General features: G+C 37.1%; 16 protein-coding genes. 7 read left to right on the top strand and 9 right to left on the bottom strand.

From position 1 onward, the window contains the following. Positions 1-41: 41 nt before the first annotated feature. Positions 42-1,154 carry a lipid-A-disaccharide synthase gene (gene lpxB / locus R2800_10215; GenBank protein ID MEZ5017413.1) on the bottom strand — a complete coding sequence of 371 codons (1,113 nt, stop codon included), beginning with the start codon at positions 1,152-1,154 and terminating at the stop codon, positions 42-44. A gap of 15 nt (positions 1,155-1,169) precedes the next feature. Further along, positions 1,170-1,463: a hypothetical protein gene (locus R2800_10220; protein MEZ5017414.1), complete on the bottom strand. Its 294-nt coding sequence runs from the start codon at positions 1,461-1,463 to the stop codon at positions 1,170-1,172. Between the two features lie 99 nt (positions 1,464-1,562). On the opposite strand from R2800_10220, the gene R2800_10225 reads away from it, so the two are divergent. Both R2800_10225 and R2800_10230 read left to right on the top strand, forming a co-directional pair. Next, positions 1,563-2,324 (top strand): phosphosulfolactate synthase, encoded by a 762-nt coding sequence (locus R2800_10225; protein ID MEZ5017415.1) that lies wholly within the window; start codon positions 1,563-1,565, stop codon positions 2,322-2,324. Between the two features lie 3 nt (positions 2,325-2,327). Continuing rightward, entirely contained in the window at positions 2,328-3,068 is a 741-nt protein-coding gene (locus R2800_10230; protein ID MEZ5017416.1) for a shikimate dehydrogenase, read from the top strand. On the opposite strand, the gene R2800_10235 is transcribed toward R2800_10230, so the two are convergent. After that, positions 3,065-3,853: a class I SAM-dependent methyltransferase gene (locus R2800_10235; GenBank protein MEZ5017417.1), complete on the bottom strand. Its 789-nt coding sequence runs from the start codon at positions 3,851-3,853 to the stop codon at positions 3,065-3,067. The two genes, R2800_10230 and R2800_10235, sit on opposite strands and share 4 nt — an antisense overlap. 26 nt (positions 3,854-3,879) lie before the next feature. Further along, complete coding sequence (locus tag R2800_10240) at positions 3,880-4,959, bottom strand: bifunctional 3-deoxy-7-phosphoheptulonate synthase/chorismate mutase type II (protein ID MEZ5017418.1); 1,080 nt, start codon at positions 4,957-4,959, stop codon at positions 3,880-3,882. Positions 4,960-5,042: 83 nt separating this feature from the next. Here R2800_10240 and truB point away from each other — a divergent pair, with 83 nt between their 5' ends. Continuing rightward, positions 5,043-5,735: a tRNA pseudouridine(55) synthase TruB gene (truB, locus tag R2800_10245; protein MEZ5017419.1), complete on the top strand. Its 693-nt coding sequence runs from the start codon at positions 5,043-5,045 to the stop codon at positions 5,733-5,735. 38 nt (positions 5,736-5,773) lie between these two features. Here truB and R2800_10250 read toward each other — a convergent pair whose 3' ends face one another. The 4 genes from R2800_10250 to R2800_10265 form a co-directional block, all read right to left on the bottom strand. After that, positions 5,774-7,411, bottom strand: coding sequence for a T9SS type A sorting domain-containing protein (locus R2800_10250; protein MEZ5017420.1), 1,638 nt, complete (start codon positions 7,409-7,411; stop codon positions 5,774-5,776). Between the two features lie 80 nt (positions 7,412-7,491). Further along, entirely contained in the window at positions 7,492-9,120 is a 1,629-nt protein-coding gene (locus R2800_10255; GenBank protein MEZ5017421.1) for a T9SS type A sorting domain-containing protein, read from the bottom strand. Positions 9,121-9,200: 80 nt separating this feature from the next. Further along, positions 9,201-10,829 (bottom strand): T9SS type A sorting domain-containing protein, encoded by a 1,629-nt coding sequence (locus R2800_10260; GenBank protein ID MEZ5017422.1) that lies wholly within the window; start codon positions 10,827-10,829, stop codon positions 9,201-9,203. A gap of 106 nt (positions 10,830-10,935) precedes the next feature. Next, a complete protein-coding gene (locus R2800_10265) occupies positions 10,936-11,157 on the bottom strand; it encodes a DUF2795 domain-containing protein (GenBank protein MEZ5017423.1) in 222 nt (73 codons plus the stop codon). Positions 11,158-11,318: 161 nt separating this feature from the next. Here R2800_10265 and R2800_10270 point away from each other — a divergent pair, with 161 nt between their 5' ends. The 4 genes from R2800_10270 to rnc all read left to right on the top strand — a co-directional run bounded on the left by R2800_10270 (position 11,319) and on the right by rnc (position 14,359). Then, positions 11,319-11,990, top strand: a complete 672-nt coding sequence (locus tag R2800_10270) for an ABC transporter ATP-binding protein (protein MEZ5017424.1) — start codon at positions 11,319-11,321, stop codon at positions 11,988-11,990. A 113-nt stretch (positions 11,991-12,103) separates the two neighbouring features. After that, a complete protein-coding gene (locus R2800_10275) occupies positions 12,104-12,340 on the top strand; it encodes an acyl carrier protein (protein ID MEZ5017425.1) in 237 nt (78 codons plus the stop codon). A 28-nt stretch (positions 12,341-12,368) separates the two neighbouring features. Next, the gene (gene fabF / locus R2800_10280; GenBank protein ID MEZ5017426.1) at positions 12,369-13,631 is read left to right on the top strand and encodes a beta-ketoacyl-ACP synthase II; all 1,263 of its coding nucleotides are present in this window, start codon (positions 12,369-12,371) and stop codon (positions 13,629-13,631) included. A gap of 125 nt (positions 13,632-13,756) precedes the next feature. Then, on the top strand, positions 13,757-14,359 hold the full coding sequence (gene rnc / locus R2800_10285; protein ID MEZ5017427.1) for a ribonuclease III: 603 nt from the start codon (positions 13,757-13,759) through the stop codon (positions 14,357-14,359). On the opposite strand, the gene paaD is transcribed toward rnc, so the two are convergent. Beyond that, entirely contained in the window at positions 14,346-14,831 is a 486-nt protein-coding gene (paaD, locus tag R2800_10290; protein ID MEZ5017428.1) for a 1,2-phenylacetyl-CoA epoxidase subunit PaaD, read from the bottom strand. The two genes, rnc and paaD, sit on opposite strands and share 14 nt — an antisense overlap. Positions 14,832-14,843: the final 12 nt, after the last annotated feature.

Raw genomic sequence — 14,843 nt, forward strand, 5'->3', positions numbered from 1 at the left:
ATATGTTATTACCAGTTTATAGATTTCAACGCAAGTTAATACTAATTATCATTATTCATTGTTGCTATATTAACAACTTTTTTTGCAGCATTTAGTGATGCTTTCTCTTTCCCAAGCTTATCCCAAAGCGCTCTGTAATCCTGCATTAGTTCTGCCTTGTAGGCATTATTATTAAGCAACTTATCCAGATTTTCAAACAATAGTTTCTCATTCAAATCTGCCTGTATCAATTCTTTTATCACCTCTTTATCCATTATCAGATTTACTAAGGATATGTACTTTATATCCACTAGCTTAGTTGCTATCCAGTAAGATATGGGATTACCCTTATAACATACTACTTCTGGGACTCCAAATAGAGCTGTCTCTAATGTTGCTGTTCCACTAGTTACCAAAGCAGCACTAGATTGCTTTAACAAATTATAAGTCTGATCGGGTACTAATATTACATTCTTGTCTCCTATTATTTCTTCATATAAGGCACTGTCTTGCGATGGTGCTTGTGCAATAGCAAACTGGTAGTCAGGAAACTTATCAACCATCAACAGCATGATTGGAAGCTTAATCTTTATTTCTTGACTTCGGCTACCTGGCAAAAGTGCTATGATCGGCTTGTTTGATAATGGTGTTGCTGGTGTGGACTTTTCATGCTCTATTACTTCTATCAAAGGGTGCCCTACATAAGTTACATCATACTGCCACTTTTCTTTGTAGTAATCTACCTCAAAAGGCAGTATTACCAGCATTTCATCTACATCTCTTTTAAGTTTTTTTACCCTATTAGCCTTCCAAGCCCACACTTGTGGGGAAATATAATATACTATTTTAATACCTTGCTGTCTTGCCCAAGTGGCAATTCTCATGTTAAAGCCAGGGTAGTCAATAAGCACCAAAACATCAGGCTCAAAAGCAGCTATATCTTCTTTACAGAAACTGATATTTTTAAAAATGGTTCTAATATGCAAAAGCACTTCAACAAACCCCATAAACGCAAGATCCCTGTAGTGCTTCACCAAATTCGCACCTGCCTCTTGCATTTTTTCACCGCCCCAACATCTTATAGCTGCGGAGGCATCAATATTGTGAATAGCCTTTATTAGATTGCTACCATGCAGATCTCCACTAGCCTCTCCTGCTATGATATAGTAGCGCATTAAAAAGAGTTGAGTTTAGTTCCAAACAAACTTCAGTAATATAATCAGCACTGCATATAACACAGTTGCGATCAGTACACCCCTCGCTGTTAAGTCCAAACGTTTATTGGTGTAGAAAATGAATGGGATAATATTGGCAATTATGCTAAGGCTGAGCACTTTTGCTGTTACATCATGCTCTCTTAACAATACATGGAAAAATGTATCGAAGCTCTGACCTTGAAACTTCAAGAGATACATTACTAATAAACCAAACATTGGCATTATTAAACCAATAATAAAACCCAGCATGGGTACATTACGTTTCATAATAGCTAAATATAATGCTAATATACGAGGTTATATAGATTATTGCATACTCAAAGAGGAAAGAGTTAACTTTGCCAGCAAACATGAATAATATAGGTTATGAATTTTCAACTTAAAAACATTCCTGAGCGCACTATAAAACCTCGTCAACATGGGTTAACGATGGTTATGGACAAAGGCATGGGACTTGATGATGTGAAAAACTTCATGTCCGTAGCTGCCCCATATGTTGATATCGTAAAACTAGGGTTTGGTACTGCTTTTGTTACAAACAATTTGAGAGAAAAAATAGATATATACCGTCAACATGGTATCCCTGTATATTTTGGCGGCACATTATTTGAAGCTTTTTTAATACGTGATCAATTTGAAGATTATGTAAACGTTATTAAAGATTTTCAATTAGAGTTTGTAGAAGTATCTGATGGTTCTATTACGATACCGCATGTTGACAAGTGCAAGTATATTTCAGAGCTAGCAAAACACACAACTGTATTATCAGAAGTAGGGTCAAAAGATGCAACGCACATTATTCCTCCATACAAATGGATAGAACTAATGACTGCCGAACTAGAGGCTGGTTCTAAATATGTAATAGCAGAAGCTAGAGAGTCTGGAAATGTTGGTGTTTATAGAGGCTCTGGAGAAGTAAGAGAAGGTCTGGTACAAGAAATCCTCACCAAAATACCATATGAAAAAATAATATGGGAAGCACCACTAAAGGCACAGCAAGTATACTTCTTAGAATTACTGGGCGCTAATGTAAATTTAGGCAATATTGCACCTGCAGAAGTACTACCTCTTGAAGCTACCCGAAACGGCTTGCGTGGAGACACCTTCCACCTATTCTTAAACAAATAAATAATGACAATAGCAACTTATGGCCTTGTTGGATACCCCCTATCTCACTCATTTTCTCCTCAATATTTTGAGCGAAAATTTATCCAACTGAACATACATGCTTGCTATAAATTATTTCCTATAAAAGATATATCCTCAATAGTTCAGGTTCTAAACGAAGAACCTGGACTATTAGGTTTAAACGTTACTATACCATATAAAGAAGCTGTCATTCCCTTTCTTGACGAGGTAGAAGAAGCTGCATTAGAGATAGGCGCTGTCAACTGTATCAAAATTTCAAACAAAAAACTAGTAGGATTTAATACAGATGCTATAGGTTTTACAAACAGTTTGAAAAACATACTTCAACCTCAACATACTAATGCCCTAATACTAGGTACCGGTGGTGCATCTAAAGCTATAGCCTATGCATTAAAAAAAATGCAAATACCCTACACATTTGTATCAAGAAGAAAAAAAAATAATGAAGGTATAAACTATGGCGACTTAGATAAACACACTATTGACAATCATAGACTCATTATCAACACAACCCCCTTAGGCATGCACCCCTATATTGACACAGAGCCTCTATTACCATATCAGTATATCACTAAAGAACACCTATTATATGACCTTATCTATAACCCAACAACTACTCGTTTTTTAACTCATGGGATAACAAAAGGAGCTAGTATTAAGAATGGGCTTGAGATGTTGGAATTACAAGCCGAAGCTTCTTGGAATATTTGGCATGCTGACTAACCTACTGTATAATAAACACAGGTAGTTAAAAAGTTTCTCACAAACGGTATAGCACTTATTAGTGCTGATTGCTTTCTAGCATTGACACCAAACTTATACTTATATATTGGGTTGAATAAATAGTGTTGTCTATTCTTTATCTGCAAGCCACTTCTTTTAATGATACGTTCAAATCGCTCTATCGTAATGCGAGTATCATACACTTCTTCCAAATCTCTTTGTATACGTTCATCTTCGCCTATCATCTTCAGAATTCCCATATAAATAGGCTTAGGTAAAATGTGATAATAAGGCATCATACCTATTTTGTTCCGACATACTTGTTGATGACCGCCAAAAGGCATGTACCATGGCGGAAAGCCAAAGAAAATTTGCCCGCCTTCTCTCAAAAATTGTTTAATGTGAGGGACAAACTTTTCTTGCTCAGGGATATGTTCAATAACATCTTTCAGTATAATAATGTCAAAATACCCTTTGTACTTGGCTACAAAATCTTCGTCGTATACATTCTTACATAAAAATGTAGCCCTACCTTCTTCTACATACTTTTTCAGATAATCATTAGCTACATCTATTCTCGGGCAGTCTAAATCTACACCTACTACTTCACACCCTTTATCTAAAAAGGGTATTAATACGCCTGCTTCACCACATCCAATTTCAAATACTCTTGTACTATTATTTATCTGGTGTGTGACTTCAATAAATGGCAATACATACTCGCGCGAGTTATTTACTTGTTGTTCGTACTTAACCTTATTATCTGTATGCTGCTTTAGTGCCAATGCTTTACTGTTTAAAGGGATTAAAGTTAAGCGTTTATATCCTTTTGCAAATTATCCAGTATACGTAACTGCTTTTTTATGCTTTCGTTATGTATCAGTTCATATACAGCAACTATGAAATCGGTTGAAAGGTGCAAGTTTTTTGCTCGTTCACCACGTGTTTCTACAATTTCCCTCCATCTTTCAGGTTGGTAGACGGTCATATTATGCTCATTCTTTATTGAGCCTATCTTATCACTTAATTCCATTCTTCTACTAATCAGATCAATAATTTCAGCATCAATACCGTCCATTATAGTTCTATAATGCTCTAGCCCCATACGTTCATTCATTGCAGGATCATGCGCTGCTCTTACTATCAGATTATCTAAAATTTCCTGCAAGCTACTTGGCGAAACCTGCTGCCTTGCATCACTCCAAGCCTCGTCAGGCTGTTGATGTGTTTCTATCATCAAACCTGCGTACCCCATATCCATTGCCTTCTGTGAAATATTTGCTACCATTTCCCTTTTCCCTGTTATGTGGCTAGGGTCGCAGATCATAGTCATTTCAGGTCGCCTTCTCATGAGCTCAATAGGTATGGGCCAGTTGGGCTGATTACGATATATAGACGCTGCGTTATATGTAGAAAACCCCCTATGTATTGCTGCAATATCTTTTATACCTACACGCTCTAAGCGCTCTATAGCACCTTCCCATAGATCCACATCAGGATTTACTGGGTTTTTAACCATAACTGGAATATCCACACCTCTTAAAGCCTCTGCTATATTTTGCACTTGAAATGGATTAACAGTTGTGCGAGCACCTAGCCACAACACATCTACACCATATTTTAACGCCAGTTCAACATGTGTTGCCTCAGCCACCTCAACGGTAATTGGCAATCGGTATTCCTTTTTAAGCTGTTGTAGCCATTTTAAAGCATCTTCTCCCACCCCCTCAAAAGAACCGGGCTTGGTCCTTGGCTTCCATACACCTGCCCTAAAAAGGCTTATAGGCATTTTGCTTAATTGCTCACCTATACCCATTACTTGCTCCTCAGTCTCTGCACTACAAGGACCTGCTATTAAAAATGGTTTTGCTGTCGTATTAAAAAAGGACATGCCACAAATATAGGCCTCAAATACTTACTAGTAGTTGTCTAATTTTTATAGCCATATTTAATACACACTGCTATCTTTGCGTCATGAAGACTTTGCCCGGTGTTTCCGAATTAAAAGAGGGAGGTGTAATACTTGTAGATAAACCTTATGAATGGACATCTTTTGATGTGATCAATAAATTACGAAGACAATTACATGTAAAAATTGGCCACTGTGGTACGCTAGACCCACTTGCTACAGGCTTATTGATATGCTGTACCAGTAAATTCACCAAAAAGATAACCGACTACCAAAAGCTACCTAAAGAGTACACCGGCATTATTCACCTAGGCGCCACAACACCCACCTACGATCTAGAAAGTGAACCTGAGAACCTCAAAACCTTGAATGGCCTTTCTAACGAAAAAATACTTGCTGCCACAAAGCAATTTACAGGTACAATTCAGCAAATGCCTCCGGCACATTCTGCTATAAAAAAGGGCGGAAAAAGAGCGTATGAGCTAGCTCGAGCAGGAAAAGAAGTAAAACTAGACCCAAGAACTATTACCATCACTGAATTTGAAATAACGAAAATAGAACTACCAGAAGTTCATTTTAGAGTAGCTTGTAGTACAGGTACTTATATCCGTTCTTTAGCTAACGACTTTGGTGCAGCCTTAGGGTACGGAGGCTACTTACAAGAGTTAAGACGTACTAAGATCGGAGAGTTTGATGTAATAGAAGCCGCGACAATAGAAGAACTCATTACGACTTGGAAAGATGAAAAAATATTATGATAATTATAAAGCCTCCTTTTAGGAGGCTTTATAATTGATTAGTTATACAGCACTTTAAAACTTTCTAATTGATCTTGGTATTGAACTTGTATCATATAAGTTCCATAACTTAATCCAGACAGATCAACACTTCTTTTCAGCCCTTCCGATTCCACTTCTTTCACTAATCTACCCTGCATATCGTATAATTTGAGCTGGACCTTATCATATCCTTTGGGCAAGTCTATGTTCACTATTCCATTAGTAGGAGATGGATATACCTTAATATCAGCAACAACCCCATTGGCGCTAATACTTGTAGTACCACCTTTAAAGTTCTCTTTCAGTTTGATAATTATCCAGTCTTGCTTCCCTTTATAATTGAGATGATCTCCAGAGTTGTCTGCCATATAGCCTACCAACACATACCCGTCATTGGCTAATGTCATTCCATTAAACTTATCAGACGCTAAAGTACCAAATGACTTTTCCCATTTGAGGTTATGCATTTTGTCTAATCGAAGAATCCACCAGTCATTATTGCCTTTACTAACTGATATATCATTATCATTAGAATTAGTGATGCCTCCTATAACAAAACCACTGTCAGGTGTTTGCAATATCCTGGCAGCATACTCAAATCGTGACCCACCAAAACTTTTATCCCAAAGCACTTTTCCTGTATCGTCTATCCCTAAAACCCAGACATCAGACTCACCTTTTCTAGCAGTACTAACATCTCCATTGTTTGACCAAGTTTCGCCAGCAATAACATAGCCACCACCATTAATATTCTTTATTACTGAATACCCCATATCATTTCTGCTACCTCCATATGTTTTATTCCACAAAATATTACCGGTACTATCGAGCTGTATCACCCACACATCATTACTGTCCCTTAATTTATTTACATCACCATCAGTTGAAAAGGCATTACCCAATACAAGCAGACCATCATTACTAGTTAATAGCATATCCCATCCAATTTCTCCAGAACTGCCACCTAAGCATTTTTGCCATTTAATGGTTCCCAAACTGTCAATTTTCACTACCCAAATATCTCCTGTAACTACTGGCAAAGTTGAAGGGCCATGTTTACCACTAACATCATCATCGTTTGAATAAGTTGTACCCATAAATACATAACCACCATCACTTACTTGAACTATCTTCTTTGTATTTTCCGAATTGATGCCCCCATAGCTCTTTTCCCAGATTAGGGTGCCGGTTGCTGATATCTTTATTACCCAAATATCCTCAGAAGTATAGTTGGGGTTTGTTCTAAACTTTGTCACATCTCCACCAACACCCCCTGTAGTACCTGTAACAATATAGCCTCCGTCTCTAGCCTGTGCTATACTATAAACAAACTCACTCCATTGGCTACCATAACACTTCTTCCATTGAATATTTCCATTGCTATCCAACTTTACGATCCAAAAATCTTGCGCATTGATATTAGTGCCGTGGTTTCCTACCACATCTATATCATGAGAGCCTGCAGTACCTGCAACCACATACCCTCCATCGGGTGTATTTAATACAACTTCAGCATAATCCGGGCTAGTACCACCATATGTTTTTTGCCACTGTATAGGAGGGGCTGTCTGTGCTAGTATTATTGTTGAGAAAAAAGAAACAACAAATAGTAGAATTATGCTCTTAGTATATTGAATAGAATTAATAGGTCTCATATCGTATATGTTTATATTATGAAGTTACAAAAAAAGCAGCTCTATATTGAGCTGCTTTTAGTATGCATGCAATAGGTTAATTATTGCTTAAGTACTTTATAACTTGAAGCTTGTTCTCCGTATATCACCTGTATCGTATATCTACCTGATGCAAATTGTGACAGGTCTACAGTTCTCACTGCTCCTTGTTGCTTAATATTCACCTGCAATAACTTACCCATCATATCATATACTTTCAATTCTGCGTTTTCATAGCCTTGAGATAATTCGATGTTTACCAGTCCGCTTGTAGGTGATGGATACACTCTAATATTAGGTACCAATACATTATTACTGATGGTTGTGGTTCCTCCACCACCTTTAAAGTTCTCTTTCAGCTTAACAACAACCCAATCTCCTAAACCTTTATGTTCATTAAGCAGATCACCTGAATTATCATACATATAGCCAACACACACATATCCATCTTTTGCCAGTGTTATTCCTTCAATTCTATCTGACAAAAGAGTACCAAGAGATTTTTCCCATTTCAATACTCCTTGCTGGTCTGTCTTGTGGATCCACCAATCAAAATTACCCTTACCAACCGACACGTCTTGATCATTAGAGTTTGTCTCCGAAATAAAAACAAAACCGCTATCAGGTGTTTGTATCACTCCTTTTGCCAACTCACTTTCTGATCCACCATACGATTTGTCCCATAGCACCTTACCTGTATCATTTAGCCTAACAGCCCATGTACAAATTTTCCCCTTTAGCGTTGTCACATCACCATTATTAGATGATGTAGCGGCCATCAGCATATAGCCACCATCTACACACTCTACTATTGCAGCAGCATTATCATTCTCTGTTCCTCCATAATTCTTTTGCCATGTGGTAGTTCCCAAGCTATCTGTTTTTATAACCCACGCATCATTTTTTCCCTTCGCTGTAGTCACATCACCATCGTTTGACTTAGCAAAACCTGCAATAACCAAACCTTTATCTTTTGTAGCGATGATGTCTAACGGCCTATCGTGATCGCTACCACCTAAACAACGCTGCCATTTTAGAACACCCAAACTATCTATCTTGATCAACCATATATCTGTCGCGTTTACATCAGGCCCTTTATGATAACCTGACACATCAGCATCTGATGAATCAGTAGTCGCTACAATAGCATATCCACCATCATGTGTTTGCGCTACAGCATACACCCTTTCCTTCCCTGCACCACCGTAACAGTTTTGCCATATAATATTTCCATTATCATCAAATTTCACTATCCATACATCAGGGGTGTTCAGTTGTACGCCATTAGGATGATAGCCACTGACATCTCCTCCATTAGCAGTTGCATTAGCTGCTAAAAGAAAATTACCATCTCTTGTAGCAATTAGATCATAACCCGATTCGCCTAAAGCACTACCGTATATTTTTTTCCACTGAATAGCACCATTGCTATCTACTTTTATTACCCAAGCATCTCCGCCTCCCTTGCTGCCTGTAATATCAATATCAGAAGAAGTGGTAAATCCACCAATCATAAAACCGCCATCACTTGTATTTACTACGGCTCTGGCTTCATCGTGATTTGTACCGCCAAACGACTTTTTCCATTGTATAGGTGGCGCTGTTTGTGCAGATAACATTGTTGAGAAAAAAGAAACAACAAATAGTAGAATTATGCTCTTAGCATATTGAATAGAATTAATAGGTCTCATATCGTATATGTTTATATTATGAAGTTACAAAAAAGGCAGTTCAATATTGAGCTGCTTTTAGTATGCATGCAATAGGTTAATTATTGCTTAAGTACTTTATAACTTGAAGCTTGTTCTCCGTATATCACCTGTATCATATATGTACCTGATGCAAATTGTGACAGGTCTACAGTTCTCACTGCTCCTTGTTGCTTAATATTCACCTGCAATAACTTACCCATCATATCATATACTTTCAATTCTGCATTTTCATAGCCTTGAGATAATTCGATGTTTACCAGTCCGCTTGTAGGTGATGGGTATACTTTGATAGCTTTATCACCTATGGCTTTAGTAATTGTTGTGGGTTTGAAGTTCTCTTTGAGCTTTACGAAGAAATAATCGCTAGCGCCCTTAAAACCTGTATTAAGCATATCACCTGTATTACCAGAAGAACCTCCTGTAATAAAATAGCCATCTTTAGCTAGAACAATATCATAAGGTCTTTCATTAAAAGTAGACCCTATACTTAGTTGCCAGTTTTTCACACCATTTTTATTAGTTTTCACTATCCACCAGTCAGAAGGTCCATTATTTACTGTAACATCTCCGTCATTAGATGCAGTAAAGCCTGCTACAACAAAACCGCTATCAGGAGTTTGTATCACCTTTGAGAATCCATCATAGCCTGAACCTCCAAATGATTTTTCCCATAATATTTTACCAGTATCATCTAATCTAACCATCCAAATATCCGAACCACCTTTATTCCCAGATATATCTCCATCTGACGATTGCGGGTGAGCTACAAACAAGTAACCACCATCAACAGATTCAACTATACTGCCTCCACCTTGATCAACCTTCGAACCTCCATAGGTTTTATTCCATTGCATGGCTCCTATGCTATCCAATTTCAGTACCCAAGTATCTCTACCGCCTTGCCTGTCATTTACATCTCCATCATCAGAATCTGCAATAGATGCAATAACAAACCCTCTATCAGATGTATTTTTTAAATCTATCGGGCTTTCTATTTTACTACCTCCATATATCTTTTGCCAAAGTATCTTTCCGGTATCATTCATTTTTACAACCCAGACTTTTTCTTCAGGTTTTAAACCAGTTAAATCTCCATTAGTGGAATTAGAATAACCAATAAAGGCGAAACCTCCATCAGGGGTTTGCACTAATGATCTAACATAATCATGTCCAGCACCTCCAATACTTTTCTCCCACAATATTGTACCACTAGCATTTGTCTTCACCATCCAAATATTAGTATTAAAACATGTAGCACAAGTATCTGGAAAAATGCCAGTAACATCACCACTTTGATAAGATGTGGTTTCGCCAATAAAAAAGAAACCTCCATCTGCAGTTGCTATCACATCTTTAAACTCCTCGCTACCATAAGCTCCATAGCATTTCTTCCATACAACAGAACCATTACTGTCTAGTCTTATAACCCAAGCGTCATGTGGCACATATGGTGCTAGAATATGATTACCTACAACATCATTATCAGATGAGTAAGAACCTCCAGCAACTATATATCCACCATCAAGGGTATTATCAACAGCCCAAGCATTATCAGTTTTTGTACCACCAAACGATTTTTTCCATTGTATAGGTGGAGCTGTTTGTGCAGATAACATTGTTGAGAAAAGAGAAAATACTATGAGCAGCAATGAGTTCTTTATTCTTAAAGTAGAATTAATAGGTTTCATAAGATAAATGTTGTGATGTTGTATAAAGTTAGTTTAAAACAATTACACACAAAAAAGCCTTGACTATAATTGTCAAGGCTTAATATTTAAATACGCTATCAAAAGACTAGTATTCATCTTCATTGAAGAAGAAGTCTTCTTGTGTAGGATAATCAGGCCATATGTCTTCTATCCCTTCGTATATTTCCCCTTCATCATCCAGCTCCTGCAAATTCTCAACTACCTCTAGTGGAGACCCAGAACGAATAGCATAATCTATTAGTTCATCTTTAGTTGCCGGCCATGGTGCATCTTCTAAATGTGATGCTAATTCTAAACTCCAGAACATATTATAATTTATTTTATTATATTATCTATTTCCAGCAAATGTAAGTTTTAGATTATGATTTACAAACTTTTATATTTTTATAAATAATACTTTTTTGTTAACAGCTTTTTCAGCCTAAGCGTACTTTTGTTAATCCAACCTTTTTAAAACATATTTACAGTATGCTAGTTGCAAAAAACTTAACCAAAAAATATGCCACCCTTACTGTAGTTGACAATGTATCGTTAGCAATAGATAAGGGAGAAATTATATCGGTTGTTGGTCCGTCAGGTGCTGGCAAAAGCAGCTTGCTTCATATTTTAGGTTCCCTTGACACTCCGGATAGTGGTGAAGTCTATATTAAAGAGACAGATGTATTTTCTTTACCAGCCAAGAAACAGGCTAATTTTCGAAACAGTAACATGGGTTTTGTTTTTCAATTCCATCATTTGTTGCCAGAGTTTAGTGCTGTTGAGAATGTTGCTATGCCTTTATGGATAGCAGGCGTTGACAAAAAGGAAGCTTTAGAGCAAGCAACAGAGGCATTAACAACTGTAGGGCTAAAAAATAGAGTAAATAACAAGCCTTCTGCACTATCAGGAGGAGAGCAACAACGTGTTGCAATTGCAAGAGCATTGGTTAATAAGCCTGCAATAATATTTGCCGATGAGCCAACAGGTAACTTAGATAGTGCAAATGCCGATGCAATACACCAACTTTTCTTAGAATTAAGAGAAAAACTAGACCAGACTTTTGTGATCGTTACACATAATGATGAATTAGCCAAAATGACTGATAAAATACTAGTAATGAAGGATGGAAGTATAAAAGAAGTGATAAATACGAAGATATAAATGTATCTTTATTGAGATAAAGATTGTATCTTTTACCAAAGAAATTAAGATTATGCTTTTACCTTTTAGTAAAAAGTATATTTTTGCACCATAAAATTAAATTGCATTAAATCATGTCTGAAATTGCAAATCGCGTTAAGAAAATTATAGTAGACAAATTAGGTGTTGATGAGTCAGAGGTTACTCCTGAAGCAAGCTTCACAAATGATTTGGGTGCTGACTCACTTGACACAGTAGAATTGATCATGGAATTCGAAAAAGAATTCAACATATCTATTCCTGACGAGCAAGCAGAAACTATTACTACTGTTGGCCAAGCTGTATCTTACTTGGAAGAACACGTTAAGTAATTATTCTTACTCTAAATTAGATTTTTAAATGAATTTTCCGTTCAAACGAGTTGTCGTTACGGGTATCGGCGCCATCACACCAATAGGTAACAATGCATCTGATTACTGGAATGCGTTAGTTAGTGGTGTGTCTGGCGCTGATTTCATTAAGAATTTCGATGCAGAGAAGTTTAAAACAAAATTTGCCTGTGAAGTTAAGGGTTACGACCCTCTTGACTTTTTCGACAGAAAAGAAGCAAGAAAGCTTGACAGGTTCTCCCAACTAGCACTAGTAGCAGCTACCGAGGCTGTTGAATCCTCAGGATTAAACGACGAAAGCTTAGATAAAGACCGAATAGGTGTTATATGGGCTTCTGGTATTGGAGGTATGATTACTTTCATTGAAGAAATGCAAAACTTCAATGCCGGTGATGGTACTCCTCGTTTCAATCCATTCTTCATTCCAAAACTTATTCTAGATATAGCCTCAGGGCATATATCTATGAAATATAGTTTTAGAGGGCCAAACTTTGCAACGGTTAGTGCTTGTGCTTCGGCAACCAATGGCCTAATTGATGCTTTAACCTACATTAGACTAGGAAAAGCAGATGCTATAGTAACCGGAGGCTCTGAAGCTGTTATTACACAAGCAGGTATTGGTGGTTTTAATGCTATGAAAGCACTTTCTGAGCGTAACGATAGCCCTAAAACTGCTAGTAGACCTTTTGATGTAACAAGAGACGGCTTTGTTATGGGTGAAGGTGCTGGCTCTCTCATATTAGAAGAGTTGGAACATGCCCAAAAAAGGGGTGCCACTATCTACGCGGAAGTAGCTGGTGGAGGAATGAGTGCTGATGCTCACCACCTTACTGCCCCACATCCTGAGGGGCTTGGTGCATACAACGTTATGAAAAATGCTCTTGATGATGCTGGCTTAAAACCTGAAGACATTGATTATATCAATGTACATGGTACATCTACCCCATTAGGAGACATTAGCGAGATTACCGCCATAGAGAAAGTATTTGGGGAGCATGCATATAATTTAAATATCAGCTCTACTAAATCTATGACTGGTCACCTATTAGGGGCTGCAGGAGGCATTGAAGCCATTGCAAGTGTTCTTGCTGTTAAAAACAACATAGTTCCTCCTACAATCAACTTAACCACAGAAGTAGACCCTGTATTTAATCCTAAATTGAATTTTACATTCCATAAAGCTCAGGAACGAATAGTCAATAAGGCTTTAAGTAATACTTTTGGGTTTGGAGGGCACAATGCCTCTATTATATTCAAAAAATTTGAAGGTTAAACGTTTTGAGACGCTTTACGTCCAAACTGCTACATCTTTTCACTTCCAATAAACAATTGGTATCCCAACTAGAACACTTGTTAGGATATACACCTAAGCATTTGCCTTATTATCAATTGGCATTAATGCATCGGTCTAAAATTGAAGAGGTTTCTCATAATAATGAACGTTTAGAGTTTCTAGGCGACGCCATACTTGGATCTATAGTAGCAGATTATCTTTTCAAAAAATACCCATATCAAACTGAAGGTTACCTTACTGAGCTTCGTTCAAAAATTGTCAGGAGAGAGACATTAAACAATGTTGCTTTAAGAATGGGGTTGCAGAAGCTAGTACAATTTAACCAAAATGATAAAGGGCTTGGAAGAAGTCATATATTCGGCAATGCATTGGAGGCATTAATAGGCGCTGTTTACTTAGATCAAGGGTTTAATAAAACTAAAAAATTCATAATCAACCAGATTATAAAACCATACATCGATATTGAATTGTTAGAATCTAAGGACACCAACTATAAAAACAAGTTACTTAGTTGGACTCAGAAAAATAACCATAATATTAGCTTTGAGACACTAGAGGAGAAAAATGATGGCTCTAGAAAGATCTTCACAATTGGTATTGTGATAAATGGAGAATTAATAGCTAGCGGTAACGGTTTTAATAAAAAAGAAGCTGGTCAGGTTGCTGCACAGGAAGCAATAAAAGCCTTAAAGATCAGTGACACTTAAAATGTTCAAAAGGCTCCTTACAACTATTACATTTATATAAGGACTTACAAGAAGTTGGTCCAAAACCACTGACTAAAGTTGTGTCTATTGAATCACATTTCGGACAAGGGACACCATCTTCTTCAAACAAGCCGATTTCTTCCTTCGATTTTCTAATAGGGGGAGCTATTCCATATTCCTTAAGCTTCATCTTTCCTTCCTCACTCATCCAGTCTGTAGTCCAGGCAGGACTTAATTGCTGCTGTATATTAACCTTGCTAACTCCCCTACTTAATAAAGTCATCCTTATTTGCATACTTATCATATCCATTGCAGGACAACCACTATATGTAGGAGTTATTACTACAGTTATTTCTTTATCTTCTCCTATAATAACATCTCTTACTATACCTAAATCTAAGATAGTTAATACAGGCACCTCTGGGTCGGTCACTGCACTTAGCCATTCATATACTTTTTCTTTGCTTAGCACAATATAAAGTTA

Source organism: Flavipsychrobacter sp. (assembly GCA_041392855.1).
Taxonomy (GTDB): Bacteria; Bacteroidota; Bacteroidia; order Chitinophagales; family Chitinophagaceae; genus UBA5543.

Bases quoted from the DNA above. Each gene is read 5' to 3' on its own strand.
- lpxB (MEZ5017413.1), bottom strand. From the start codon at position 1,154: ATGCGCTACTATATCATAGCAGGAGAGGCTAGTGGAGATCTGCATGGT.
- R2800_10220 (MEZ5017414.1), bottom strand. From the start codon at position 1,463: ATGAAACGTAATGTACCCATGCTGGGTTTTATTATTGGTTTAATAATG.
- R2800_10225 (MEZ5017415.1), top strand. From the start codon at position 1,563: ATGAATTTTCAACTTAAAAACATTCCTGAGCGCACTATAAAACCTCGT.
- R2800_10230 (MEZ5017416.1), top strand. From the start codon at position 2,328: ATGACAATAGCAACTTATGGCCTTGTTGGATACCCCCTATCTCACTCA.
- R2800_10240 (MEZ5017418.1), bottom strand. From the start codon at position 4,959: ATGTCCTTTTTTAATACGACAGCAAAACCATTTTTAATAGCAGGTCCT.
- truB (MEZ5017419.1), top strand. From the start codon at position 5,043: ATGAAGACTTTGCCCGGTGTTTCCGAATTAAAAGAGGGAGGTGTAATA.
- R2800_10250 (MEZ5017420.1), bottom strand. From the start codon at position 7,411: ATGAGACCTATTAATTCTATTCAATATACTAAGAGCATAATTCTACTA.
- R2800_10255 (MEZ5017421.1), bottom strand. From the start codon at position 9,120: ATGAGACCTATTAATTCTATTCAATATGCTAAGAGCATAATTCTACTA.
- R2800_10260 (MEZ5017422.1), bottom strand. From the start codon at position 10,829: ATGAAACCTATTAATTCTACTTTAAGAATAAAGAACTCATTGCTGCTC.
- R2800_10265 (MEZ5017423.1), bottom strand. From the start codon at position 11,157: ATGTTCTGGAGTTTAGAATTAGCATCACATTTAGAAGATGCACCATGG.
- R2800_10270 (MEZ5017424.1), top strand. From the start codon at position 11,319: ATGCTAGTTGCAAAAAACTTAACCAAAAAATATGCCACCCTTACTGTA.
- R2800_10275 (MEZ5017425.1), top strand. From the start codon at position 12,104: ATGTCTGAAATTGCAAATCGCGTTAAGAAAATTATAGTAGACAAATTA.
- fabF (MEZ5017426.1), top strand. From the start codon at position 12,369: ATGAATTTTCCGTTCAAACGAGTTGTCGTTACGGGTATCGGCGCCATC.
- rnc (MEZ5017427.1), top strand. From the start codon at position 13,757: ATGCATCGGTCTAAAATTGAAGAGGTTTCTCATAATAATGAACGTTTA.